The organism is Actinomadura sp. NAK00032 (assembly GCF_013364275.1).
GTDB lineage: Bacteria > Actinomycetota > Actinomycetes > Streptosporangiales > Streptosporangiaceae > Spirillospora.
Genome location: NZ_CP054932.1, coordinates 3209972 through 3234684, shown reverse-complemented (window position 1 = coordinate 3234684; position 24713 = coordinate 3209972). Strand labels below are relative to the sequence as shown.

Here is a 24713-nt window from a genome sequence, read left to right as displayed (position 1 = left end):
CTCCCTCTCCTCGTCGTGCGCCGGGCGGGCCGGGCGGAGGCTGCCGCCGCCCGGCCCGCCCGGCGCGTCGTCACGCGGGCGGCACGTCGCCGTCCCGGCCCGCACCGCCGTCGGGGTCGCCGCCGGTCGGGGCCGGCGCCTGCGCGCGGCCCCGGGCGCCGCCGATCCGCGCGGCGTGCTCCTGGAGGGAGCGGACGCCGACCTGGCCGCCGGCGACGGCCTCGATGCCCTGCACGGCCGCCGCGAGGCCCTGCACGGTCGTCACGCACGGTACGCCCCTCAGCACGGCCGCGGTGCGGATCTCGTAGCCGTCGAGCCGCGGCCCGGACTGGCCGGGGCTGCCGAAGGGCGTGTTGACGATGAGGTCGACCTCGCCGTCCAGGACGCGCCGCACGATCGTGGGCTCGCCGGCCGGGCCGGGGCCGTCGCTGTGCTTGCGCACGATCTTGGCACGCACGCCGTTGCGGCGCAGGACCTCCGCGGTCCCTTCCGTGGCAAGAATCTCAAAGCCCAGGTCAGCGAGGCGCTTCACCGGGAACACCATGTGCCGTTTGTCGCGGTTCGCCACGGACACGAACGCGCGCCCCTTGGTCGGCAGCGACCCGTAGGCGGCCTGCTGCGACTTGGCGAACGCGGTGCCGAACACCTCGTCGATGCCCATGACCTCGCCGGTCGAGCGCATCTCGGGGCCGAGCACGATGTCGACGCCCTGCCCGCTGGCGTTGCGGAACCGGTCGAACGGGAGGACGGCCTCCTTCACCGCGATCGGCGCGTCCAGCGGCAGGGTCCCGCCGTCGCCGGTCTCCGGCAGCATGCCCTCGGCGCGCAGTTCGGCGACGGTGGCGCCCATCATGACGCGGGCCGCCGCCTTGGCGAGCGGCACGGCCGTCGCCTTGGAGACGAACGGGACCGTCCGGGACGCGCGGGGGTTGGCCTCCAGCACGTACAGGACGCCCGCGGAGAGCGCGTACTGGACGTTCATGAGGCCGCGCACGCCGACGCCGCGCGCGAGCGCCTCCGTCGATTCCCGGATGCGGCGGATGTCCTCGTGGCCCAGCGTGATGGGCGGCAGCGCGCACGCCGAGTCGCCCGAGTGGATCCCGGCCTCCTCGATGTGCTCCATCACGCCGCCGAGGTAGAGCTCCTCGCCGTCGAACAGGGCGTCCACGTCGATCTCGATGGCCTCGTCCAGGAAGCGGTCGACCAGGACGGGATGCTCGGGGCTCGCCTCGGTCGCGCGGGCCATGTACGACTCCAGCGTGGCGTCGTCGTACACGATCTCCATGCCGCGCCCGCCGAGCACGTAGGACGGGCGGACGAGGACGGGGTAGCCGATCTCGTCGGCGATCTCGCGGGCCTCCTCGTAGGAGGTGGCCGTGCCGTGCTTGGGCGCGAGCAGCCCCGCCCTGTGCAGGACCCGCCCGAACGCGCCGCGCTCTTCGGCGAGGTGGATGCTCTCCGGGGAGGTGCCCACGATCGGCACTCCGGCGTCCTTCAGCTTCTGGGCCAGGCCCAGGGGCGTCTGGCCGCCGAGCTGGACGATGACGCCCGCGACCTCACCGGACTGCTGCTCGGCGTAGACGACCTCCAGGACGTCCTCCAGCGTGAGGGGCTCGAAGTACAGCCGGTCGGAGGTGTCGTAGTCGGTGGAGACCGTCTCGGGGTTGCAGTTGACCATCACGGTCTCGTAGCCGGCCTCGGCCAGCGTGAAGGACGCGTGGACGCAGGAGTAGTCGAACTCGACGCCCTGGCCGATCCGGTTGGGGCCGCTGCCCAGGATGAGGACCTTGGGCTTGGCGCCCGGCGGGACCTCGGTCTCCTCGTCGTAGGCCGAGTACAGGTACGGGGTCTGCGCCTCGAACTCGGCGGCGCACGTGTCGACCGTGAGGTACACGGGGCGGATGCCGAGCGCGTGGCGCACCTCGCGGACGACCTCCTCCGAGAGGCCGCGCAGCTCGCCGATCTGCGCGTCGGAGAACCCGTGGCGCTTGGCGCGCAGCAGCTTGTCCCTCGTGAGCGCGTCGTCGGCGGTGCGGATCTCCTCGGCGACCTCGTTGACGGCGGCGATCTGGTCCAGGAACCAGGGGTCGATGCCGGTCGCCTGGTACACGTCGGTGATGCTCGCCCCGGCCCAGAGCGCGCGCTGGACGTCCCTGAGGCGCCCGTCGTGCGGGCGCCCGGCCGATTCGAGCAGCTCGGCGGCGTCGGCGTCCCCCGCCCAGCTGAACGACGAGCCCTTCTGCTCCAGCGACCGCAGCGCCTTCTGCAGCGCCTCGGTGAAGCAGCGGCCGATCGCCATGGCCTCGCCCACGGACTTCATGTGCGTGGTGAGCGTGCCGTCGGCGCCGGGGAACTTCTCGAACGCGAACCGGGGCACCTTCACCACGACGTAGTCGAGCGTGGGCTCGAACGACGCGGGCGTCTCCCGGGTGATGTCGTTCGGGATCTCGTCGAGGGTGTACCCGATCGCCAGCTTCGCGGCGATCTTGGCGATGGGGAAGCCGGTGGCCTTGGACGCCAGCGCCGACGACCGCGACACCCGCGGGTTCATCTCGATGACGATCATCCGGCCGGTGCCGGGGTGCACGGCGAACTGGATGTTGCAGCCGCCGGTGTCGACGCCGACCTCGCGGATCACCGCGATCGCGACGTCCCGCATGTTCTGGTACTCGCGGTCGGTGAGCGTCAGCGCGGGCGCGACGGTGATCGAGTCGCCGGTGTGCACGCCCATCGGGTCGAGGTTCTCGATGGAGCACACGATGACCACGTTGTCGGCGCGGTCGCGCATGACCTCCAGCTCGTACTCCTTCCAGCCGAGGATCGACTCCTCCAGGAGCACCTCGCCGGTCGGCGACGCGTCGAGCCCGGCGCCGGCGATGCGGCGCAGGTCGTCCTCGTCGTGGGCGAAGCCGGAGCCCCGCCCGCCCATGGTGAACGAGGGCCGCACGACGAGCGGGTAGCCGAGCTCGCCGGCCGCGGCGAGGCAGTCGTCCATCGTGTGGCAGATGACCGACTTGGCGGACTCGGCGTTCAGGCCCTGCTCGCGCGCCACCTTGGCGACGACGTCCTTGAACCGCTCGCGGTTCTCGCCGGCCTGGATGGCGTCCACGTCGGCGCCGATCAGCTCGACCCCGTACTTCTCCAGGACGCCGCTCTCGTAGAGCGCGATCGCGGTGTTCAGGGCCGTCTGGCCGCCGAGGGTGGGCAGCAGCGCGTCCGGCCGCTCCTTGGCGATGATCTTCTCGACGACCTCGGGGGTGATCGGCTCGACGTAGGTCGCGTCGGCGAACTCGGGATCGGTCATGATCGTGGCGGGGTTGCTGTTGACCAGCGTGACCCGCAGGCCCTCGGCCTTCAGCACCCGGCACGCCTGGGTGCCGGAGTAGTCGAACTCGCACGCCTGACCGATGACGATCGGCCCGGAGCCGATGACCAGGACGGACTTCAGGTCTTCGCGGCGCGGCATTACTTCGACGCCTCCATGAGCTCGCAGAAACGGTCGAAGAGCCCGGAGGCGTCGTGCGGGCCTGCCGCGGCCTCCGGGTGGTACTGGACGCTGAACGCCGGGCGCTCCAGGAGCCGCAGCCCCTCGACGCAGCCGTCGTTGAGGTTCACGTGGCTGACCTCGCCGGGCCCGTAGGGGGTGTCGAACGGCCCGCCGGCGGGCGCGTCGACGGCGAACCCGTGGTTGTGCGCCGACACGTCGACCTTGCCGGTCGCCCGGTCCTGGACGGGCTGGTTGATGCCCCGGTGGCCGAACCGCAGCTTGTAGGTGCCGAGGCCCAGCGCGCGGCCGAAGATCTGGTTGCCGAAGCAGATGCCGAAGAACGGCTTGCCGGCGTCCAGGACGCCCTTCAGCGCGTCCACGGCGTAGTCGGCGGCGGCGGGGTCGCCGGGGCCGTTGGAGAAGAACACGCCGTCGGGGTCGAGGGCGAGGATGTCCTCGGCGGTGCTGGTCGCGGGCAGGACGTGCACCTCGCAGCCCCGCTCGGCCATCCGGTGGGGCGTCATCGACTTGATGCCGAGGTCGACGGCCGCGACGGTGTAGCGCTTCTCGCCCTTGGCCGCGATGACGTAGGGCTCGGCGGTGGAGACGTCGCGCGCGAGGTCGGCGCCCTCCATCGAGGGGCTCTGCAGCACGCGCCGGACGAGCGCCTCCTCACCGGCCGCCAGGGCCTCCGGCCCGCTGAAAATGCCGGCGCGCATCGCGCCCTTGTCGCGCAGGTGCCGGGTCAGCGCGCGCGTGCCGGGGATGGCGATGCCCACCACGCCCTGGTCGCGCAGCGCGGAACCGAGCGAGCCCGTGGCCCGCCAGTTGGACGCCACGCGGGCGGGCTCGCGCACCACGTAGCCGGCCACCTGGATGCGGCGGGACTCGGGGTCCTCGCCGTTGATGCCGGTGTTGCCGATGTGGGGGGACGTCATGGCCACGATCTGGCGCGCGTAGGAGGGGTCGGTGAGGGTCTCCTGGTAGCCGGTCATGCCGGTGTTGAAGACCATCTCGCCGAAGGCCTCCCCTTCGGCCCCGTACGCGACCCCGTGGAACACCCTGCCGTCTTCCAGTACGAGCAGAGCAGGGTTCATTGCAACTTCCCTTCGAGGACGGTCGGGACGCCGCGCAGGAACGTCGCGACGACCCGGCCGGGCAGCTCCAGCCCCGCGAACGGGGTGTTGCGGCTCTTGGAGGTCATCGCCGACGGGTCCACGGCGCGGCGCGGCGACGGGTCGTACAGCGTGATGTTGGCGGGCGAACCTGCCTCCAGCGGACGACCCTGTCCGGAAAGGCGGCCGATGCGGGCGGGGCGGGCGGACATGCGGTCGGCGACCCCGGCCCAGTCGAGCAGGCCGGTGTCCACCATCGCCTCCTGGACGACCGGCAGCGCGGTCTCCAGGCCGATCATCCCCATCGCGGCCACGGCCCACTCGGTCTCCTTGGCCTCGACCGGGTGCGGGGCGTGGTCGGTGGCGACGCAGTCGATCGTCCCGTCGGCGAGGGCGTGCCGCAGCGCGGTGACGTCGTCGGCGGTGCGCAGCGGCGGGTTGACCTTGAAGATCGGGTCGTAGGTCCCGGCCTTCGCGTCGTTCAGCAGCAGGTGGTGCGGGGTGACCTCGGCGGTCACCGGGCAGCCCTTGCTCTTCGCCCAGCGGATGATCTCCACCGAGCCGGCCGTGGAGACGTGGCACACGTGCAGCCGCGACCCGACGTGCTGGGCGAGCAGCACGTCCCGGGCGATGATCGCCTCCTCGGCGACGGCGGGCCAGCCGCGCAGCCCGAGCGCCGCCGACATCTCGCCCTCGTTCATCTGCGCGCCCTCGGTGAGGCGCGGCTCCTGCGCGTGCTGGGCGACGACGCCGTCGAACGCCTTCACGTACTCCAGCGCGCGGCGCATGATGACCGCGTCCGACACGCAGTGCCCGTCGTCGGAGAAGACCCGCACGCGGGCGGCGGAGTCGGCCATCGCGCCCAGCTCGGCGAGCTTCTCGCCGGCGATGCCGCGGGTGACGGCCCCGACCGGCTGGACGTCGCAGTAGCCGGCCTCGCGGCCGAGGCGCCACACCTGCTCCACGACGCCGGCGGTGTCGGCGACGGGATCGGTGTTGGCCATCGCGTGGACGGCGGTGTAGCCGCCCATCGCGGCGGCCTTCGTCCCCGACTCGACGGTCTCGGCGTCCTCGCGGCCGGGCTCGCGCAGGTGGGTGTGCAGGTCGACCAGGCCCGGCAGGGCCACCAGCCCGGCGGCGTCGACGACCTGCGCGCCGGCCTCGTCCAGGCCGCGGCCGACCGCGGCGACGGCGCCCTCGCGGACCAGGATGTCGGCGGGCTCGCCGCCGAGGATCCGGGCGCCCCTGATGATGTACGTCGTCACTTCGCGACCTCCTGGCCGATGGCGGGCTCGGAGCCGCCGAGCAGCAGATACAGGACGGCCATGCGGGCGCTGACGCCGTTGGCGACCTGCTCGACGATCGTGGACCGGACCGAGTCGGCGACCTCGGCGGCGATCTCGACGCCGCGGTTCATCGGGCCGGGGTGCATCACGATGGCGTGCTCGGGGAGCTGCGCCATGCGGTCGCCGTCCAGCCCGTAGCGGCGGCTGTACTCGCGCACGGTCGGGAAGTAGGCGGCGTTCATCCGCTCCTGCTGGACGCGCAGCATCATGATGACGTCGCTCTTGGGGAGGACGGCGTCGAGGTCGTACGACACCGAGCACGGCCAGGTGTCGATGGCGACGGGCAGCAGCGTCGGGGGCGCGACCACGGTGACGTCCGCGCCGAGCGTGTCGAGCAGCAGGACGTTGGACCGCGCCACACGGCTGTGGAGGACGTCGCCCACGATCGTGACGCGCCGGCCGTCCAGCTCGCCGAGGCGCTTGCGCATCGTGAACGCGTCCAGCAGCGCCTGGGTGGGGTGCTCGTGCGTGCCGTCGCCGGCGTTGACGACGCTGCCCTGCACCCAGCCCGCGAGCCGGTGCGGGGCGCCCGAGGCGCCGTGCCGGACGACGACGCCGTCCGCGCCCATCGCCTCCAGCGTCAGGGCCGTGTCCTTCAGGCTCTCGCCCTTGGACACGCTCGACCCCTTCGCGGAGAAGTTGATCACGTCGGCGGACAGCCGCTTGGCCGCCGCCTCGAAGGAGATCCGGGTGCGGGTGGAGTCCTCGAAGAACAGGTTGACGACCGTCCGGCCGCGCAGCGTCGGCAGCTTCTTGATGGAGCGGCCGGCGATCTGGGCCAGCTCCTCGGCGGTGTCCAGGACGAGCAGCGCGTCGTCGCGGGACAGGTCGGCCGCGGAGATCAGATGGCGGTTCACTCGGCTCCCCCCGTCGGGGCGGGCGCCGCCGGTCCCAGCAGGACCGCGTCGCGCCCGTCGTTCTCGTCCAGCAGGACCTTCACGGTCTCGCGCATCGAGGTGGGCAGGTTCTTGCCCACGTAGTCGGCGCGGATCGGCAGCTGCCGGTGCCCGCGGTCGACCAGCACGGCCAGCTGGACCGCGCGGGGCCGGCCGAGGTCGTTCAGCGAGTCCAGCGCGGCGCGCACCGTCCGGCCGGAGAACAGCACGTCGTCGACCAGCACCACGACCTGGTCGTCGACGCCGCCGGGCGGCAGCTCGGTGCGGCCGAGGGCGCGGGCGGGCCGCATCCGCAGGTCGTCCCGGTACATGGTCACATCGAGCGAGCCCCAGGGCACCGGGCGGCCCTCGACCTCGCGCAGCGCTCCGGCCAGCCGCTCGGCCAGCGTCACGCCGCGGGTCTGGATGCCGAGCAGCAGGACGTCGTGGCCGCCCTTGGTCCGCTCGAGGATCTCGTGTGCGATACGCGTCAGCGCGCGGCGGATGTCGGGACCCTCCAGAACGGCCTTGGGCCGGGGATCACCGTCCGCCACGCGATGCTCCTGCCCGGGGGCAGCATTCACCGCAGAAACCTCCTTCCCCGCCTCACTGGACGGGCCTTAAAGGACGTTGTGTCGGCCCCACGTTAGCAGCCGGGCCGGACCGCTCCGCACCCGGACCGGTCGGCGTCTTCGCAGGTGAGAGGCGTCACATCGGAGCGGCGGCGGGACGGCCGGGCGAGGCCGGCGCGGCGCGCCGCGACCGCCGGGGGACGATCCGGACGGCCCGGATCGAGTCCTGCGGATTCGACCGCTTTTTTCCAATCAGCTTGACCTGGGGCCGTACCCGTTTTACCGTCACTGTCCGTAACCATCCCTGGAGACAGACTCCTGAGGCCCCCTGGCTTCATGAACCTGTCTCCCCCCGGTGACACCACCGGGGTCCGAACGACGACGAAAGTGAGCCTGGGGGGCCGCAGAATGCCGTCTGAATACGCTAAGGCTCTCGGCGCGCGCCTGCGCGCCATCCGCACCCAGCAGGGCCTGTCCCTGCACGGTGTGGAGGAGAAGTCACGCGGCCGCTGGAAGGCCGTCGTCGTGGGTTCGTACGAGCGGGGCGACCGCGCCGTCACCGTTCAGAAGCTGGCCGAGCTCGCCGATTTCTACGGCGTGCCGGTATCCGAGTTGCTGCCCGGCGGAGCCGCGCCGAGCCCGCTCGGGCCTACACCCAAGCTCGTGATCGATCTAGAGCGGTTGCAGCAGCTTCCGAAAGACAAGGCCGGTCCTCTCGCCCGCTACGCCGCGACGATCCAGAGCCAGCGGGGCGACTACAACGGAAAGGTCCTGTCCATCCGCCAGGAAGACCTGCGTTCACTCGCGGTCATCTACGACAAGTCCCCGACCGAGCTGACCGAAGAGCTGATCGGCTGGGGCGTCCTCGACCCGGAGGCGCGCCGCGCCGTCGAGTCGTTCTGATTCACCGCACGACCCGCTCCACCGCATCACCGAGTTTCACCGCACCACCTGCTCCACCGTGACGGGGCCCGGCGCCATGCCGGGCCCCGTCCGGCGCCTGCGGCGCGGCACCAGCAGGGCCAGCGGCAGCACGGCGGCCATGGCGGCGGCGCTCAGCGCGAACCCGGCCGTGTAGCCGCCGTCGCCGGGCACCACCACGATGACGACCGCGCTGACCTGCGTCCCGAGGGACGCGCCGACCGTGCGGATGAGGGTGTTGATGCCGGTCGCGACGCCCGTCTCCCCCGCCGGGACGGCGGCGACGACGAGGTTCGCGACGGCGGCGTAGGCGAAGCCGAGGCCGATGCCCCGGGCCAGCCCGCCGGTGTAGAGCTGCCACATGGCGGCGTGCTCGAACGCCACGAACGCGTAGCCCGCGCCGGTCATCAGCGCGCCTCCGAGCAGCACCATGCGCGAGCCGATCCGCCGGTCGAGGACGCCCGCCGCCATGCCGGCGGCGGTCATCCCGACGCTGGCGGGCAGTTGCAGGAGCGCCGCCTCGGTGGCCGTCCCGCCGAACCCGAACCCGGTGCTCTCCGGGAGCTGGACGAGCAGCGGGAACAGCAGGCCGCCGGCCATGAGCGCGTAGCCGGACAGCAGCGACGCGGCGTTCGCCGTCCAGACGCCGCGCACGCGCATCAGCCGCAGGTCGACCAGCGGTTCGGCGACGCGGCTCTCCACCCGCAGCCAGACGAGCGCCGTCACCGCCGACAGCGCGAGCAGGCCGAGGACGCCCGGCGACGTCCAGCCCCAGTCCATGCCCTGGGTCAGCGCGGTGAGCGCGGCCACCAGCCAGCCGGCGAACAGGACGGCGCCCCACCAGTCGACCCGGGCCGCCGCCCTCGGCGCCGAGCGCGGAACGATCCACCAGGCGAGGGCGATGCCGGGCACCAGCCCGATGACGGGCACCCAGAGCAGCCACCGCCAGCCGAGGAAGTCGATGATCGGGCCCGCCAGGCACCAGGAGACCGCGCCGCCGAGCCCGAGCATGGACGACATGAGCCCGACCGCGGACGCCGTCCGGGACGCCGGGACGACGTCCCGGATGATCGTGTACGCCAGCGGGTACACGCCGCCGCCGATGCCGCCGAGCACGCGCCCGGCCAGCATCGCCGGCACCGACGGGGCGAGCGCCGCGACGACCATGCCCAGGGTCGCGACCGCGAGCACGGCGAGCAGCACGCGCCGGGGCCCGTACAGGTCGCCGAGCCGCCCCACCACCGGGGTGGCGACGGCGGCGGACAGCGTCATCGCGGTGAGCGCCCACGCGGCGCCGGCCGGGGTGGTGCCGAGGCCCTCCTGGATCTGCGGCAGCGCGGGCGTCACGACGGCCATCGACAGCGAGTAGCCCATCACCCCGAGGAACGCCAGCAGCGGGACAAGCCCGCGCCCGTCCCGCACCGCCACCGCGCCCCTCCCGTACTTCGCCGCCCTAACAATCTCACATGCGGACAAAGCACACATCGCGGGCCGTCTCGCTCTCCGGTACGGCCCGCCCCCGGGCGGGGCGTCAGATGCCGAGCCGTGTCAGATGCCGGGTCGCGTCAGATGCCGTAGACGCGCTCGTACTTGTCGAGGATGGCGAGCGCCTGCCCCTTCATCCGGTGCTCGGCCCGGGACCGGACGATCTCGGCGATCTCCTCCGGCCGGTGCCCGAGGCGGCGCATCAGGTTGAGGGCGATGCTGACCACGTCCGCCGCCTCCCGCGCCGCGGCCTGCTCGTCCCCCCGCGCCAGGTGCTCCTCCAGCTCGTCGAACTGGATGTCGACCGCCCGGCGGAAATGCGACAAGGGCTTTCGCGCCATCTCATCGTCGGCCTCGTCCCATGCGTCCCACATGGATTGGAACGGACCAAGGTGATCGGTCATGGTTGCGCGCGTCCCTCCTGTACGAAATCCGTCACGGCCCCCCGGGCGTGGTCCGCGCCACGGGCGCGGGCCCCTGGGGCAGGTCGGGGACCTGTCCCGCGTCGGCCAGGAGGCCGAGCCCCACCAGGATGACGCCCGCCGTGACGAGCGCGATGATCCGGGCCCGCGAGAGCCGCGGGATCTCCACTCCGCCGACCTCGAAGTCCCCGCCGATCAGCGCTATCAGGATGCACACCGCGCCTACCACCTGCAGCGTCATGATGAAGTGCCCTCCGGACGCAACCGGGGAAGCCTCTGCAGACTTCTCTTATGTGTATTAACACATGAAGAGAAATGGATGTCTACAGCTACCTATGCGCAATATTACGCAGACCTTCGAGATCGTGCAGAACGATCTTGCGCCGCCCGGTGCTGACCAGGCCCTCGTCCCGGAGTTTGCGCAGCTCGATCGCGACGGCGTCGCGGGACGCGCCGATCCGCCCGGCGAGGTCCTGCTGCGAGAGGGTGACCGCGATCGTCCACCCCGCCCCGTCCTGCTCGCCGACCTCGCCCGCCAGGTCCAGCAGCCAGCGGGCCAGCCGGCTCTTCACGTCCAGCCGCGCGAGCAGCGCCCGCTGGTCGGACTGGCGGCGCCGGCGGACGGCCGCCCGGTACATCAGCGGCCACAGGTCGTGGTCGCGGACGAAGGCCAGCAGGGCGTCCGCCGCGATGTCCAGCCCGGCGAGGTCGGTGATCGTCGTCACGGTCGCGGCGCGGGGCTCGCCCATGAGGACGCCCTCCTCCCCCATGACCTCGCCCTCGCCGCGGATCGCCAGGATGATCTCCGTACCGTCGGCGCCCCGCCGCGTCACCTTGACGCTGCCCTTCTGGATCAGCAGCACCGAGTGCGACGGCTGCCCCTCCCAGAAGATCGTGTGCTCGGCGGGGAACTGCACCGGCGTGCCCAGCGCCTCCAGGGCCGAGCGCAGCGGCTCCTCCCCGGGCGCGAGCGGCCGGCCCAGGACGTCCATGATCCGGACGGAGGGGTCATCCATCATAGAGGCGAGTGTAATTATCCATGCACCGGCATGGCCAGGTCCGGACTCATGAATGTAACCGTCGCGTTCGGGTCAGCCGATCGCGCCCGCGCCCCGCAGGGCGGCGATCCGGTCCGGGGAGAGTGACAGGACGTCCCGCAGGACCTCGTCCGTGTGCTCGCCCAGCGCGGGCGCCGGTACCGGCGGCAGCGAGGCGCCGCCGAGGCGCAGCGGCGAGCCCGGGGCGAGATGGGGGCCGATGCCCGGCTGGTCGAGCGGCGCCATGAGGGGCTCGTCGCGCAGCCCCGCCGCCACCTCGGCGAAGCCCCGGTACCGGGACCACAGGACGGACGTGCCCTTCAACCCGTCCGCGACCTGTGCGCAGGTCCGCGCCGCGAACCAGGGGGCGAGGACGCCGCCGAGCGCCTCGCGGTGGGCGAAGCGGTCGCCGGCGCGGCGGAAGTCGGCGCCGAAGGCGCGTTCGAGGGCGGCGCCCACCTCGCCGAGCCCGGTGGCCTCCACCAGGTCGCGCCAGTGGCGGGCGGTGAGGACCGCGACCATGACGCGGCCGTCCGCGGTGGCGAAATCGCGCCCGAAGTCGCCGAACAGGTGGTTGCCCAGACGCTGCCTGGCCTCGCCCAGTTGCGCCTCTGCGAGGTACCCGAGGTTCCCCGCGGTGGCCAGGGCGACGTCTTGCAGCGCCACCTGGACGCTCTGGCCCTCGCCCGTGCGCAGCCGGTGCCGCTCGGCCGCCAGGATGCCGACGGCCATGTAGAGGCCGCACGCGATGTCCCAGGCGGGCAGCACGTGGTTGACGGGCCCGTCCTGGCCGGACGGCCCCGTGATATCAGGGAAGCCCAGGGCGGCGTTCACCGTGTAGTCGACGGCGTTGCCCCCGTCCCGGGTGCCCTGGAGCCGGATGTGGATCAGGTCCGGCCGGGCGGCCCGCAGCTCGTCGTAGCCGAGCCCCGGGCGCGGGGCCGCGTTGGTCAGCACGACGCCGCACTCCGCGACGAGCCCCGCGACGACCTCCCGCCCCTCCGCCGACCGCAGGTCGGCGGTGACGGACCGCTTGCCCTTGTTCAACCCGGCCCAGTACAGGCTCCGCCCGGACGGCGCGAGCGGCCACCGGTCGATGTCGGGCCCGCCGCCCACCTGGTCGACCCGCACGACGTCCGCGCCGAGCTGCGCCAGGGTCATCCCGCCGAGCGGCGTCGCGACGAAGCTCGACAGCTCCACGACGCGCATCCCGTCCAACGGCAAGGTTCCGCTCATGCAGCGATGTCTATCAGCCCGCCCCGCCCCCGCCCCCGCACACCCCGGCCTCACCAACGACCCGCCACATCAGCACATGCCCGCCCCCCGCCGGGGCCTGCGGGTCGTGGGCTGGGTCGGCCGCGGGCTTCATTGGTCGGCCGCGCCGAGCTTGCCCGCGCCGGGCGTGCGGTGGGCGTCGGGGATCGCGCCGGTGGGGCCGGCTCGGGGGGTTGCGGCCGCCGCCGGCGCGATCGTCCGGAGGTCGCCGGGGGCCGGGGGCGCCCGCCGCGCGGTCGGACCGGCGGGGCGGGCGCCCCGGCCCCCGGCGCGGCCGGTCCCGGAATGGGGAGGGTGGGGACGGGCCGCCGGGATGGCTAGCTGGCCTCGGGGACGGGCAGCGTGGGCTGCCCGTCGATGCCGAGGGTGTCCTCGACGAGGGTGACGAAGACCTCGGCGTCGTGCACGAGCTCTTCGGCCTCGCGCGGGGTGACGGCGCGCGGCAGCCCCGCCTCGGCGGCGGCGCGCTTGTCGGCGCCGGCGGCGAAGAACGCGGCCCACTCGCGCAGCGCGGGCTCGGCCTCGGGCAGCAGCACCCACACGCTGCGGGGGCGCCCCCGGCGGTGGGTCTCCAGGGGCTCCTTGGACGCGAGCACCGCGGCGGCGGCGCGCAGCGCCGCCAGGTGCGCGCAGACGTAGCGCACGGCCGGCGAGGTGGCCTCGGCGGCCTCGGCGAGGCCCATGCGGGCCGCGTGCAGCTGGCCGGCGGCCGTGTGCGCCGGACGCGGCGCGGGCAGCGGGCGGTGGCGTGGGCTCGGCGGCGGGACGGACTGGGCGGCGGAGTGGACGCCGCGTGCGGTCATCGTTCCGGACATCTGTGCCTCCTTCCGGGCTCGGGCCGGCCGGGCGGAGAGCTTCCCCTCACTCCGCCCGGCCGTCCGTCCCGCCGAAACACCGCGACCGGCGGGGACGTCGCCCTGGCGCGGGCCGCGAGTCCCGCACCAGCGTCGAACATAAGTTCGACGCATTCCCCAGTAAACAGGCCTGACGCCGATTCGTCAACGTGTTCGAACGCGTGGCGTGCCGCGCAGGTCAGCGGGGGTCTGCGGGGGCGCCGGCGGGCTAGCGGGGACGCCTGACGTGCACGGGGACGTCGGTGCCGAGGAGGCCGGGGAAGTACTCGGCGACGTGCATCGGCATCCGGACGCAGCCGTGCGAGGCCGGGTACCGCGGCACGTCCAGCGCGCCGTGGAAGGCGATGCCGCCGTTGAAGTAGATCGGGTTGTAGAGCCGCCCCAGGGGCGAGGTCTCCCAGCCGGTGAAGCGGCGCCCGGTGCGGAAGTCGCCCGTGCCGGTCGTGGCGTAGCGGCAGCGCGGGACGGTGGCGCCGCGGTCCTTGGCGCAGTAGTACTCCCCCGACCCCGAGGAGATGTGCGAGATCAGACGCGGCTTCCCGGCCTTGTAGAGGACGAGGTACTGGCGCTTGAGGTCGACGTCGACGCGGTTCCTCTCGCGCTTCTTGGCCATCGGGCGCGGCTCCTTGGGAGCCTCCAGCGCCGTCCAGAAGGACTTGCCCAGCGTGCTCTTCTGCTTGAGCCGGTTGACCGCCTGGAACGCCCACACGGCCATCTGCGTGGACGGCCCGTACTTGCCGTCCACCTTGCCCGGGTCGTAGTGGAGTTCCTTCAGGCGCCGCTGGAGGTCTTCGACGTCGGCGCCCTTCGCACCGGGCTTGAGCGTCCGGTGCGTGGGAGTCGGCGTCGGGGTGGGCGCCGACGCCTTCGCGGACGGCGACTTCGCCTGCGGGGAGCCCTCCCGGGCCCGGGGCTCCGCCTGCTCCGTCCCGTCGCAGCCCGCCAGGGCAACGGCCGCGATCAGCAGTACCGCGCTCTTCCGCACGTCGACCGGTATCCCGCGCATGCAGGAAGCTTAAAGTGCTTCCCATGCATCCGAATGCCGAAATCGTCGCGAAGGCCCTGCTGGACCAGGGCGCGACCGGGGTCATCGTCGAACTGTCCGACTCCGCGCGGACGGCGCAGGCCGCAGCGGACCAGCTGGGCTGCGAGGTCGGCGCGATCGCCAACAGCCTGGTGTTCGACGCCGACGGAGCGCCGCTGTTGGTGCTGACCAGCGGCGCCCACCGGGTGGACACGGCGAAGGTGGCGGCCCTCGTGGGCGTGGCGAAGGTGAAGCGGGCGACGCCGGAGTTCGTCCGGGAGGCGACCGGCCAGCCGATCGGTGGCGTGGCGCCGCTCGGCCACCCGGCCCCGCTCCGTACGCTCGTGGACGTCTGGCTGAACAGGTACGACCAGGTCTGGGCGGCCGGCGGGCACCCGCACACCGTCTTCCCCACGTCGTACGAGGAACTGCTGAGGATCACCGGGGGAACCCCCGCGGAGGTGGAGTGATGGAGATCTGGCACAACCCGCGCTGCTCGAAGAGCCGGGCCGCGAAGGCCGCCCTGGACGAGGCGGGCGTCGAGTACACCGAGCGCCGCTACCTGGACGAGCCGCCCACGGCGCAGGAGCTGGACGCGGTGCTCACGCGCGTCGGCGCGGAGCCGTGGGACGTGGCGCGGCTGAACGAGCCGGTCGCCAAGGAGCTCGGGCTCAAGGACATGGAGCACGACCGGGCCCGCTGGATCGAGGTCATGGCGGCCAACCCGGTGCTGATCCAGCGGCCGATCGTGCTGACCGGCGACGCGGCCGTGGTGGCGCGGGACGAGGAATCGGTGCGCAAGGCCCTCGACAGCCAGTGACACCGGTGTGATTCTGGGGAGTCAGGACACGACGATCGGTGACCGAGTCGACCTCGACACGGAGGTGGGATGACCGCGCAGATGCGCACGGGCCCGGCGGCGCGCGACCCGCAGTTCCGGGGGATCGACCCGCCCGCGCTCAACCAGGTCGTCAAGCAGCTGCAGGACGCGCAGAACGCGATCCAGGGCTGGCTGAACGCGCACCGTCCCCCGCCCGGGGTGTCCACGGCCGGGCACCGGCAGGCCGCCCAGGTCGCGCAGTGGGCCGCCGACCAGCTCGGGATGCTGTCGCGCCGCTACAACTACGCGGTCACCCATCCCTCCCCCGGCGGCGGGGTCGACGCCCCGCCGCCGCCCGCCCCCGCTCCGGCGCCGGGCGGGCCGGGCAAAGGCCCGTCCGGGGCGCCCCGGCCCGCCAGGCCCCCGTCCCATGAGGCGCCGGTCAAGACGGCGCCGCCCACGCTGAAGCCCACGCCGCAGCCCACGCCGAGGGGCGCGGGCGACATCGGCAACTTCCCCGACCGCAAGTCCGCGGCGAAGGCCGCCAGGACCGACGCGCTCGCCGTGGTCGCGGCCGTCCAGGACGGGCGGCCCGTCCCCGACTCGGTCTGGAGGCACCTGAAGGCCAACGCCGACGATCCCGACTACACCGAGAAGCTGTACGAGCGGCTCGGCCCGGCGGCGACGGCCGATCTGCTGAAGGCGGCCCAGGGCGACGAGGCGCGACTGAAGGCCGTCCAGGAGTCGGTGGGCGTGGCCAGCCACCACATGGTGATGGACGTGAAGTGGCTGCGCGCGTTCCTGGCCGAGGCCGACCGCGCGGGGGTCCGTCCCGTCGCGCTGCAGGTGCTGGCCGGTGCGCCCATGAGCGAGCGGGCGCGCGCGGCCATCGCCAAAGCGACCACCACCGTCGCCTGAGAGACCTGAGAGGTCGCCATGGCCGCTCCGCCGCCGCCCGGGAGCCTGCCCCTGCCGCTCACCGGTGCCGCCGCCGCCAAGCTGTCCCCGACAGAGCAGCCCAACCCGGAGTACCAGCGGCTCTACCAGGCGTACGCGGACGCCTACGGCAGCATCGACCGGCTCAGGCAGGCCCTGGACGCGCCGGTGAAGACCCTGCGCGGGACGGACGCGTGGCTGGGCCCCGAGGCGCGCGTGTGGGGCGGGCAGCTCGACGCCAATCGGGGAGCGCTGAAGAAGGCCGCCGACCGCATCCTCTGGGACCTCTACGATCGGCTCTCCGTGACGCAGCGCACCATCCCCCGGGTCTAGGCTCTTGCGGGTGAGGGACCCGAAGCTGCGCGAGATCGACCAACGCGCCTTCCTACGCAGGCTCAACCCCATGCTGGACGTGTACGCGGCCGCGATGGAGCCGCCCAACGAGCAGCTTCCGGGCCGGCACACCATCATGGAGCGGCACGCCTCGTATCCGGGCTTCCGCGCGTTCGTGGCCGAGCGGCGCGGGGCGCTGCCCGTCCTGCCGAGCCCGGTCCAGGGGTTCGCCTACGGGTTCCACGGGGCGCGCGGCCAGTGGTGGCACGACGTCGTCCACCAGGCGCTGTCCGACCTGGAGGGGCCGGGCCAGGCCGAGGAGTGGCTGGCGGACGCGTTCGAGGTCGCCGAGCTGCACGTGCACCCGCAGGCCCAGGGCAGGGGCCTCGGCCGCGGCCTGCTGACCGCGCTGTGCGAGGGCCGGCCGGAGCGGACGGTCGTCCTGTCCACCCTCGACCGGCGCCCCGAGACGCCCGCCCGCCGCCTCTACCGCTCGGTCGGCATGGTGGACCTGCTGAGCGCCTTCGAGTTCCCCGGCGGCGGGCCCCGCTACGCGGTCATGGGCGGGACGCTGCCCCTCGCGCCGTACTCCTCGGCGCCGAGGAGCGAGTAGACCTCGCGCGTCGCCGTGGACTTGTTGAACGTGATGAAGTGGATGCCGGGCGCGTCCTGCTCCAGCAGTTCGCGGCACAGCTCGGCGGCGTACTCGACGCCGAGCCTGCGGACCGCCTCCGGGTCGTGCGCGACGGCGTCGAACCGGGCCTTGACCTCGGGCGGGAACGGCGCGCCCGACAGCTGCTCGGACCGCTCGATCGTGCTCACCTGGGTGACCGGCATGATGCCCGGCAGGATCGGCACGTCGCAGCCGGCGGCGGCGACCCGGTCGCGGAGCCGGAAGTAGTCCTCGGCGCGGAAGAACATCTGGGTGATCGCGTAGTCGGCCCCGGCGCGGCACTTCTCCACGAAGTACCGCACGTCGCTGCCGACGTCCGGTGAGCGCGGGTGCTTGTAGGGGAACGCGGCGACGCCGACGCAGAAGTCGCCGTAGGAGCGGATCATCCGGACCAGGTCGGCCGCGTACTCGACGCCGTCGGGGTGCTTGACCCACTCCCCCATCGGGTCGCCGGGCGGGTCGCCGCGCAGCGCGAGCACGTTGCGGACGCCGGCGGCGGCGAACCGGCCGACGAGGTTGCGCAGCTCGGCCTGCGAGTGGTCGACGGCGGTGAAGTGCGCGACCGGGGTGAGCGTGGTGTCGGTCGCGATCCGCTCGACGATGTCGACGGTGGTGTCGCGGGTGCCGCCGCCCGCGCCGTAGGTCACCGACACGAACGTCGGGTGCAGGGACTCCAGCTCGCGGATCGTACGCCACAGGTTCCGCGCGCCCTTGTCGGTCTTGGGCGGGAAGAACTCGAAGGAGAAGGACCTGCCTCCCGCGGCCAGCAGCTCGCGGACTGTCGGGGGGCGGTCGGGGCGTACGCGTCGCATTCCCCAAGCCTACAGAAGCCGTTGGAGACGGCTTCGAACCGCCGATACGCGTGATGCTCACCACACCTCACGGGCGTTATGCCCCTATTTCCGAAGATCCAGTGACTTCTCACGTTTTGGCGGCAGGGTTGAATCGCCCCAGGTGGATACGATCTCGGCATGTCGACCAGCCGTATCCGCAAGGAGGTCGACGAAGCCCTCCTCGGCTTCGTCGACCGGCAGCGCCCGGCGCTGCTGACCATCAGCGACGACCTCGCGCCGCTGCTGTCCGCCCTCGACGCCCTGCTGAGCGGCGGCAAGCGGCTGCGGCCCGCGTTCTGCTACTGGGGCTGGCGGGCCGCCGGCGGCGAGGACTCGCCCGGCATCGTGGCCGCCGCCGCGTCCCTGGAGCTGCTCCAGGCGAGCGCGCTGGTGCACGACGACGTGATGGACTCCAGCGACACCCGGCGCGGCCAGCCGTCCGCGCACCGCCGGTTCGAGGCGCTGCACCGCGCGCAGGGCTGGCCGGGCGACGCGGAGGCGTTCGGCGGCGGCGCCGCCATCCTGCTCGGCGACCTGTGCCTGGCCTGGTCGAGCGAGATGTTCGAGACGTGCGGGCTCGGCGCCGAGCCGCGGCGGCGCGGCCGGGCCGTCTACGACCTGATGCGCACCGAGGTCATGTGCGGCCAGTACCTCGACATGCTGGAGGGCACCCGCGGCCGGGCCACCGTCGAGACGGCGCTGCGCGTGGTGGAGTACAAGAGCGCCAAGTACACGATCGAGCGCCCGCTGCACCTCGGCGCCGTCCTCGCCGGCGCCCGCCCGGACGTGACCGCCGCGCTCACCGGCTACGGCCTGCCGCTCGGCATCGCCTTCCAACTGCGCGACGACGTGCTCGGCGTATTCGGCGACCCCGCCGAGACCGGCAAGCCCGCCGGGGACGACCTGCGCGAGGGCAAGCGCACCGTGCTGATCGCCCTGACGCTGGAGCGCGCGTCCGCCGCGCAGGCCGCCGCGGTGCGGCGCCGCCTCGGCGACCCGGCGCTGGACCGGCCCGGCGTGGACGAGCTGCGCACGATCATCGACGAGACCGGCGGGCTCGCCGCCTGCGAGGCGATGATCGAGCGCTACCTGCGGGAGGCGGAGAAGAGCCTGGAGGCCGCGCCCGTCACCGCGCAGGCCCGGGAGGCCCTCGGCGAGCTGGCCGTGGCCGCCACCACCCGCAGCACGTAAGTAACCAATGACACAATCCGGCCAAATTTTCCCAGTGGACTAGAACTTTCCCACTGATCGGTGGCAGAAATGTCGCCATGTGCGCCGACACTTCGGGGAACCGCGTCCCGCGCTTCGACCCGCTGCCAGCGGACGCCTGGGACGACGTCCTCAAGGCCGTGGCAGCGACGACCGGGCCGCTGAACATCTTCACCACGCTCGCCCGCCACCCGGACCTGTTCCACGCGTGGATCGGGTTCGGGTCGATGCTGCTGATGAAGGGGACCCTCGCGGCCCGCGACCGCGAGCTGGCGATCATGCGGACGGCGCACCACCGGTCCTGCGACTACGAGTGGGAGCACCACCGCGGGCTCGCGCGCGGCGCCGGCCTCACCGAGGCCGACATCGCGGCGCTCCGGCTCGACCTCGACGGCCACGGCTGGAGCGACGACGACCGGATGGTCCTCACCGCGGCCGACGAGCTGCACGCCTCCGGCACCCTGTCCGACGCGACCTGGACGGAGCTCGCCACCCGGTTCGGGGAGCACGAGCTGATCGAGCTGGTCATGCTGATCGGCCACTACCACATGGTCGCCTTCACCCTGAACGCGCTGCGCGTCCAGAACGAGGGACCGCTCCAGAACGGGAAGGGGCACTGATGCGGACCGGACGGTGGCTCCCGGCGGCGGGCGCGCTCGCCGCGGCCCTGGCGCTGCTCTCGGTGCCCGCGCCCGGTGACGCGCGGGCGGCGGCGGGGCGCTGCGGCGACCCGGCGCAGCGGCCGTGGTGCGACACGGCGCTGACCCCGGACCAGCGGACGGCGCTGCTGCTGCCGAAGCTGACCGCCGACGAGAAGATCGCGCTGCTGGCCTCCGACGACCCGTTCGGCGGCCCGCTCGGCGGGTTCTTCGAGGACGCGCACGCCGACACCAACCGCGGGATCGACCGGCTCGGCGTCCCGCCCGTCTACATGTCGGACGGCCCGGCGGGCGTCCGGCAGGGCAAGGCGACCGCGCTGCCCGCGCCGATCGCGCTGGCGGCCGGCTTCGACCGGGACGCGGCGGCGCTGTACGGCGGGACGGTCGCCTGGGAGGCCCGGCACCGCGGCAACGACCTGGTCTTCGGCCCGACCGTGGACGTGCTGCGCACCCCCCGCAACGGCCGGACGTTCGAGGGCTTCGGCGAGGACCCCTACCTGTCCGCGACGCTCGGCGTGCCGTGGGTCAAGGGCGCGCAGGCGCAGGGCGTGATGACGTCGGTCAAGCACCTGGCCGTCTACACCCAGGAGACCGACCGGCTGTCGCTCGGCATGAAGGTGGACCCCCGCACGCTGCGGGAGATCTACCTGCCGCCGTTCGAGGCCGCCGTGAAGGACGGCGGCGCCGCGACCGTCATGTGCGGCTTCGGCAAGCTGAACGGCCGCTGGGCGTGCCAGGACGACGCCGTCCTCAACAAGATCCTGCGGTCGGAGTGGGGCTTCAAGGGCTTCGTGCCGTCCGACCACACCGCCGTGCAGGACACCGCCGAGGCCGCCAACGGCGGGCTCGACATGGAACTGCCGATCGGCATGAAGTACAACGCGTTCCTGCTGAAGATGGCCGTCGCGCAGAAGAAAGTGACGCAGGCCGCCATCGACGGGCACGTCGGCAACATCCTGCGGACGATGTTCGCGTTCGGGGTGTTCGACCGGCAGGCGTACCCGAACGACCTGTCCCGCGTCGACCGGACCGCGAGCCAGACCGCCGCGCGCCGGATCGAGGAGGGCGGCATCACGCTGCTGAAGAACGACGGCGCCCTGCCGCTGGCGGCGCCGAAGAGGATCGCGCTGATCGGCCGCGCCGCGCGGGAGGCCCCGGGCGGGTTCGGCTCGGCGAAGGTCGTGCCGTTCACCACCGTCAGCGCGCAGGACGGCATCGCGCGCCGCGCCGGGGCCGGCACCGCGATCACCTACCACGACGGCGACGACCGCGCGGCCGCCGCGAACGCGGCGCGGGCCGCCGACGTCGCGATCGTGTTCGCGACCGACAGCCAGGGCGAGTTCTTCGACAAGTCGTGCCTGACGCTGCGGTGCGGCGAACCGCTCCGCGGCGACCAGGACGGCCTGATCACCGAGATCGCCAAGGCCAACCCCAACACGATCGTCGTGCTGAACACTGGCGGCCCGGTGCTGACGCCCTGGGCGGGCCAGGTGAGGGGCATCGTCGAGGCGTGGTACCCGGGGCAGGAGGCGGGCAACGCCCTGGCGCGCGTCCTGTACGGGGACGTGGATCCGGGTGGCCGCCTACCGGTGACCTTCCCCGTGGCGGAGAACGACGCGCCGACGTCCGGGAACCCCGCGCAGTACCCGGGCGTGAACAAGACCGTCACGTTCTCCGAGGGCGTCCTGGTCGGCTACCGGCACTACGACGCGAAGGACATCACGCCGCAGTTCCCGTTCGGGCACGGCCTGTCCTACACGACGTTCGCCTACAGCGGTCTCAAGGCGAGCACCAAGGCGGTGCAGGTGACCGTCACCAACACCGGTGACCGCGCAGGCGTCGCCGTCCCGCAGCTCTACATCGGCATGCCCGCGGCGGGCGTGGACGTCCCGCAGCCGCCCAAGCAGCTCAAGGGCTACACCAAGGTCACGCTCGCGCCGGGGCAGAGCACCACGGTGACGTTCCCGCTGTCCGCGCGGTCGTTCTCCTACTGGAACGAGGAGGCGAAGGCGTGGAAGGTCGCGGACGGCTGCTACCAGGTCATGGTCGGCGCGTCGTCCCGCCAGATCACCCAGAAGGGGGCATTGGGGACATGTGGGTAGCAGTAAAGATCTCGGTTCGGCTGCCGTGCGGAGCCGTGGCGCGGTACAAATAGGGAAATCTTCGTCCGTCCCCGCCGAGTCGGAGTCTTCCTGTGCCGCACGACACCTCCCGCGGGAGGACGAACGCCCACCCCGCGCGTCCCACCGCCGCCCGGACCGGGCGACCCGGCCGCGCGACCAAGCCGCGCCCGGCCCCGCCCACCGCCAAGCAGCCCGCCAAGCAGGCCGCCCAGCAGGCCGTGGCCAAGCCCGCGGGCGCCAAGCAGGGACGCGTGGGCCAGGCCCACGCGGGCCAGGCGCGCCCGACCGCCGCGTCCCGGCCCGCGCAGGACCGCGGGCCCGGCACGCCGCTCGGCCCGGACGACCCGCGCCGCCTCGCCGGCTACACGCTGCTCGCCCGGCTGGGCGAGGGCGGCCAGGGCGTCGTCTACCTCGGCCGCGACCGTGAGGGCGGGCTCGTCACCGTCAAGCTGCTGCGCGGCGGCGTGGCGGCCGGGCAGCGGGCGCGCAGCCGCTTCGTCAAGGAGGCGGAGGCGGCGCTGCAGGTGTCCGGGCGGCACACAGCGCGCGTCCTGGACGCCGACATGACCGGCGACCGCCCCTACATCGTCAGCGAGTACGTCGAGGGCCCGTCGCTGCAGCAGGTCGTCGCCGACCGGGGCCCGCTGCCCGCCCCGCAGCTGCGCAAGGCCGCGCTGCGGACGGCGGCGGCGCTGGCCGCGATCCACCGCGCCGGGATCGTGCACCGCGACTTCAAGCCCGGCAACGTGCTGCTCGGCCCGGACGGCGCCAAGGTCATCGACTTCGGCATCGCCCGCACCACCGACGCCCTCGGGCCCGCCACGCCGCTGACCACCGGCCCGGTCGGCACACCCGCCTACATGGCGCCCGAGCAGATCGAGGACGAGCCGGTCGGGCCGCCCGCCGACGTGTTCGCCTGGGGCGCCGCGATGGTGTTCGCCGCGACCGGGCGGCCGCCGTTCGGCACCGGGCCGAGCGCCGCCGTGATGCGGCGCGTCACCACCCGGCCGCCGGACCTCGGCGACATGCGCGGCCCGCTGCGCGACCTCGCCGCCCGCTGCCTGGACAAGAACCCGGCGGCGCGGCCGACCGCGCCGCAGCTCGTCCGGGCGCTGCGGGAGGGCCGCACGCCCGCGCCGAAGCCGCGCCCGAAGCGCATCCCGCGCTACCGCTGGCGGATGATGGTCGCGCTCGGCGCCGTCGTCATCGCCGGGTTCGCGCTCGGCATGATGTTCTGAGCCGGCGCGTCACCCGTCCGGGCGGGCGCTACCAGTGCGGCGGGCGCTCCTCCAGCAGGCGGGAGTCATCGTCGCCGCCGCCGCGCCACTCGCCCCAGCCGACGTCGGTGTCGTCGGACGTCTGGTCGGGCAGGATCGGCGGGTCGTCGTCCAGTTCGACGGTGCGGTCGTCGTCGGGTCCCAGGGTCATGATCCCCATTGTCGGTGATCGTCCCGCCGTCCCGCACCGTGATCCGGGTCAAACCCGGGCCCAGGGAACGCTCAGGCCGCGAGCCGGCGCGCGAACTGCGCGGCGGCGGCGCCGGGGTCGTCCGCCTCGGTGATCGCCCGGACCACGACGACGCGGGCCGCGCCCGCGGCCAGCACCGTGTCGAGGGTGCCGAGGTCGATGCCGCCGATCGCGAACCAGGGCCGCGCCGGCCGCTGCGCCGCCACGTACTCCAGCAGCTTCGGGCCGGGCGCGGGGCGGCCGGGCTTGGTCGGCGTGGGCCACACCGGGCCCGCGCAGAAGTAGTCGGCGCCGGGCTCGGCGGCCGCCGCCGACGCCTGCTCGCCGGAGTGCGTGGACCGGCCGATCAGCACGTCGCCGCCGACGATCTCGCGGGCGGCGGGCACCGGCAGGTCGTCCTGGCCGAGGTGCAGCACGTCCGCGCGGACGGCGTGCGCCACGTCGGCCCGGTCGTTGACGGCGAGGAGCGCGCCGTGCCGGTCGCAGGCCGCCCGGAAGACCTCCAGGTGGGCCATCTCCCGCCGGGCCTCCAGGCCCTTCTGGCGGAGCTGGACGATGTCGACGCCGTTCGCGAGGACGGCGTCCAGGAACTCCGGCAGGTCGCCCTGCCGCTCCCGCGCGTCGGTGCACAGGTAGAGGCGGGCCCGGCCGAGCCGGGCGCGCAGCGCGACGGCGCGTTCGGAGGGGAGATGCCTGGACACGGCCGGGGCACGTCCTTTCACGGGTTCGGATCATGCTGGATCGCGGGGCCGCGCGGCGGTGCTCCCGCCGCACGACCCCGCGATCGTGTCATGTGCGTGTTCCTGCGGTGCCGCCGGGGTTAGAAGGCGAGGGCCTGGGCGCGGCGGCGGACCTCGGTCCCCCGGTTCTCGCTGAGCGCGTCCACCGGCGTGCCGGGCAGCGTGTCGTCGGCGGTGAACAGCCAGCGGATCGTCTCGACGTCGTCGAACCCGGCGTCCGACAGCAGCGTCAGCGTGCCGGGCAGGCCCTTGATGACCTGGCCGTCCTGGATGAACGCCGCGGGCACCATCGGCTGCCCCTCCCGGCGCACCGCGAGGATGCGGTGCTCGTGGATGAGCTGCTTGATCCGGTTGGGCCGGATCCCGAGCCGTTCGGCGGTCTCGCGGAGGGTGAGCCAGTCGCCGGCGAGGGCGTCGGTCCGGGGGTCGAGTGCGCTGTCAACGGTTGCGTGCATCTGCGTCACGCCCCCTTGCTACCACGCCTTCGGAAGCCTCAAACCCTCTGGA

At 73.3% G+C, this 24713-nt stretch carries 26 protein-coding genes; 10 read left to right on the top strand and 16 right to left on the bottom strand.

What is annotated here, in order from left to right:
• Window positions 1-70: 70 nt before the first annotated feature.
• The 5 genes from carB to pyrR are packed head-to-tail and all read right to left on the bottom strand — an operon-like array spanning window position 71 to window position 7377.
• Window positions 71-3466 carry a carbamoyl-phosphate synthase large subunit gene (gene carB, locus HUT06_RS15190; RefSeq protein ID WP_254715191.1) on the bottom strand — a complete coding sequence of 1132 codons (3396 nt, stop codon included), beginning with the start codon at window positions 3464-3466 and terminating at the stop codon, window positions 71-73.
• Window positions 3466-4584: a glutamine-hydrolyzing carbamoyl-phosphate synthase small subunit gene (gene carA, locus HUT06_RS15185; protein WP_176196332.1), complete on the bottom strand. Its 1119-nt coding sequence runs from the start codon at window positions 4582-4584 to the stop codon at window positions 3466-3468. The genes carB and carA overlap by 1 nt, the downstream gene beginning before the upstream one ends.
• Window positions 4581-5867 carry a dihydroorotase gene (locus HUT06_RS15180; protein WP_176196331.1) on the bottom strand — a complete coding sequence of 429 codons (1287 nt, stop codon included), beginning with the start codon at window positions 5865-5867 and terminating at the stop codon, window positions 4581-4583. The genes carA and HUT06_RS15180 overlap by 4 nt, the downstream gene beginning before the upstream one ends.
• Window positions 5864-6805: an aspartate carbamoyltransferase catalytic subunit gene (locus HUT06_RS15175; protein WP_176196330.1), complete on the bottom strand. Its 942-nt coding sequence runs from the start codon at window positions 6803-6805 to the stop codon at window positions 5864-5866. The genes HUT06_RS15180 and HUT06_RS15175 overlap by 4 nt, the downstream gene beginning before the upstream one ends.
• Complete coding sequence (gene pyrR, locus HUT06_RS15170) at window positions 6802-7377, bottom strand: bifunctional pyr operon transcriptional regulator/uracil phosphoribosyltransferase PyrR (protein WP_254715190.1); 576 nt, start codon at window positions 7375-7377, stop codon at window positions 6802-6804. The genes HUT06_RS15175 and pyrR overlap by 4 nt, the downstream gene beginning before the upstream one ends.
• 426 nt (window positions 7378-7803) lie before the next feature.
• On the opposite strand from pyrR, the gene HUT06_RS15165 reads away from it, so the two are divergent.
• Window positions 7804-8298, top strand: coding sequence for a transcriptional regulator (locus HUT06_RS15165; protein WP_021597992.1), 495 nt, complete (start codon window positions 7804-7806; stop codon window positions 8296-8298).
• 36 nt (window positions 8299-8334) lie between these two features.
• Here the strand turns inward: HUT06_RS15165 and HUT06_RS15160 are convergent, their stop codons facing one another.
• The 7 genes from HUT06_RS15160 to HUT06_RS15130 all read right to left on the bottom strand — a co-directional run bounded on the left by HUT06_RS15160 (window position 8335) and on the right by HUT06_RS15130 (window position 14395).
• The gene (locus tag HUT06_RS15160; protein WP_254715189.1) at window positions 8335-9744 is read right to left on the bottom strand and encodes an MFS transporter; all 1410 of its coding nucleotides are present in this window, start codon (window positions 9742-9744) and stop codon (window positions 8335-8337) included.
• 137 nt (window positions 9745-9881) lie between these two features.
• Window positions 9882-10175 carry a hypothetical protein gene (locus HUT06_RS15155; protein ID WP_176196327.1) on the bottom strand — a complete coding sequence of 98 codons (294 nt, stop codon included), beginning with the start codon at window positions 10173-10175 and terminating at the stop codon, window positions 9882-9884.
• A gap of 61 nt (window positions 10176-10236) precedes the next feature.
• Window positions 10237-10464 (bottom strand): hypothetical protein, encoded by a 228-nt coding sequence (locus HUT06_RS15150; RefSeq protein WP_176196326.1) that lies wholly within the window; start codon window positions 10462-10464, stop codon window positions 10237-10239.
• A gap of 88 nt (window positions 10465-10552) precedes the next feature.
• Window positions 10553-11242: a Crp/Fnr family transcriptional regulator gene (locus HUT06_RS15145; RefSeq protein WP_176196325.1), complete on the bottom strand. Its 690-nt coding sequence runs from the start codon at window positions 11240-11242 to the stop codon at window positions 10553-10555.
• Between the two features lie 72 nt (window positions 11243-11314).
• Window positions 11315-12496 carry a CoA transferase gene (locus tag HUT06_RS15140; RefSeq protein ID WP_176196324.1) on the bottom strand — a complete coding sequence of 394 codons (1182 nt, stop codon included), beginning with the start codon at window positions 12494-12496 and terminating at the stop codon, window positions 11315-11317.
• A 356-nt stretch (window positions 12497-12852) separates the two neighbouring features.
• Window positions 12853-13350 carry an SAV_6107 family HEPN domain-containing protein gene (locus HUT06_RS15135; RefSeq protein ID WP_176196323.1) on the bottom strand — a complete coding sequence of 166 codons (498 nt, stop codon included), beginning with the start codon at window positions 13348-13350 and terminating at the stop codon, window positions 12853-12855.
• A 247-nt stretch (window positions 13351-13597) separates the two neighbouring features.
• The gene (locus HUT06_RS15130; RefSeq protein ID WP_176196322.1) at window positions 13598-14395 is read right to left on the bottom strand and encodes a L,D-transpeptidase family protein; all 798 of its coding nucleotides are present in this window, start codon (window positions 14393-14395) and stop codon (window positions 13598-13600) included.
• A gap of 23 nt (window positions 14396-14418) precedes the next feature.
• On the opposite strand from HUT06_RS15130, the gene HUT06_RS15125 reads away from it, so the two are divergent.
• The 5 genes from HUT06_RS15125 to HUT06_RS15105 all read left to right on the top strand — a co-directional run bounded on the left by HUT06_RS15125 (window position 14419) and on the right by HUT06_RS15105 (window position 17115).
• Window positions 14419-14883 carry a YbaK/EbsC family protein gene (locus tag HUT06_RS15125; protein ID WP_176196321.1) on the top strand — a complete coding sequence of 155 codons (465 nt, stop codon included), beginning with the start codon at window positions 14419-14421 and terminating at the stop codon, window positions 14881-14883.
• Entirely contained in the window at window positions 14883-15233 is a 351-nt protein-coding gene (locus tag HUT06_RS15120; protein WP_176196320.1) for an arsenate reductase family protein, read from the top strand. The genes HUT06_RS15125 and HUT06_RS15120 overlap by 1 nt, the downstream gene beginning before the upstream one ends.
• Window positions 15234-15302: 69 nt before the next feature.
• On the top strand, window positions 15303-16151 hold the full coding sequence (locus HUT06_RS15115) for a hypothetical protein (RefSeq protein ID WP_176196319.1): 849 nt from the start codon (window positions 15303-15305) through the stop codon (window positions 16149-16151).
• 18 nt (window positions 16152-16169) lie between these two features.
• Window positions 16170-16502 (top strand): hypothetical protein, encoded by a 333-nt coding sequence (locus HUT06_RS15110; protein WP_176196318.1) that lies wholly within the window; start codon window positions 16170-16172, stop codon window positions 16500-16502.
• Window positions 16503-16512: 10 nt separating this feature from the next.
• The gene (locus tag HUT06_RS15105; protein ID WP_254715188.1) at window positions 16513-17115 is read left to right on the top strand and encodes a GNAT family N-acetyltransferase; all 603 of its coding nucleotides are present in this window, start codon (window positions 16513-16515) and stop codon (window positions 17113-17115) included.
• Here the strand turns inward: HUT06_RS15105 and metF are convergent.
• Window positions 17052-17987, bottom strand: coding sequence for a methylenetetrahydrofolate reductase [NAD(P)H] (gene metF, locus HUT06_RS15100; RefSeq protein ID WP_176196317.1), 936 nt, complete (start codon window positions 17985-17987; stop codon window positions 17052-17054). The genes HUT06_RS15105 and metF overlap by 64 nt on opposite strands.
• A 159-nt stretch (window positions 17988-18146) precedes the next feature.
• On the opposite strand from metF, the gene HUT06_RS15095 reads away from it, so the two are divergent.
• The 4 genes from HUT06_RS15095 (at window position 18147) to HUT06_RS15080 (ending at window position 23237) form a co-directional block, all read left to right on the top strand.
• Window positions 18147-19199 (top strand): polyprenyl synthetase family protein, encoded by a 1053-nt coding sequence (locus tag HUT06_RS15095; RefSeq protein WP_176196316.1) that lies wholly within the window; start codon window positions 18147-18149, stop codon window positions 19197-19199.
• A 77-nt stretch (window positions 19200-19276) separates the two neighbouring features.
• A complete protein-coding gene (locus HUT06_RS15090) occupies window positions 19277-19837 on the top strand; it encodes a carboxymuconolactone decarboxylase family protein (RefSeq protein ID WP_176196315.1) in 561 nt (186 codons plus the stop codon).
• On the top strand, window positions 19837-21978 hold the full coding sequence (locus HUT06_RS15085; RefSeq protein WP_176196314.1) for a glycoside hydrolase family 3 C-terminal domain-containing protein: 2142 nt from the start codon (window positions 19837-19839) through the stop codon (window positions 21976-21978). Before HUT06_RS15090 ends, HUT06_RS15085 begins: the two co-directional genes overlap by 1 nt.
• Window positions 21979-22070: 92 nt before the next feature.
• Entirely contained in the window at window positions 22071-23237 is a 1167-nt protein-coding gene (locus HUT06_RS15080) for a serine/threonine-protein kinase (RefSeq protein WP_254715187.1), read from the top strand.
• Between the two features lie 28 nt (window positions 23238-23265).
• On the opposite strand, the gene HUT06_RS15075 is transcribed toward HUT06_RS15080, so the two are convergent.
• From HUT06_RS15075 to HUT06_RS15065, 3 genes are all read right to left on the bottom strand, one after another.
• Entirely contained in the window at window positions 23266-23427 is a 162-nt protein-coding gene (locus HUT06_RS15075) for a hypothetical protein (protein ID WP_176196313.1), read from the bottom strand.
• A gap of 71 nt (window positions 23428-23498) precedes the next feature.
• Complete coding sequence (thiE, locus tag HUT06_RS15070) at window positions 23499-24167, bottom strand: thiamine phosphate synthase (protein WP_176196312.1); 669 nt, start codon at window positions 24165-24167, stop codon at window positions 23499-23501.
• 119 nt (window positions 24168-24286) lie between these two features.
• Window positions 24287-24661, bottom strand: coding sequence for a helix-turn-helix domain-containing protein (locus HUT06_RS15065; RefSeq protein WP_176196311.1), 375 nt, complete (start codon window positions 24659-24661; stop codon window positions 24287-24289).
• Window positions 24662-24713: the final 52 nt, after the last annotated feature.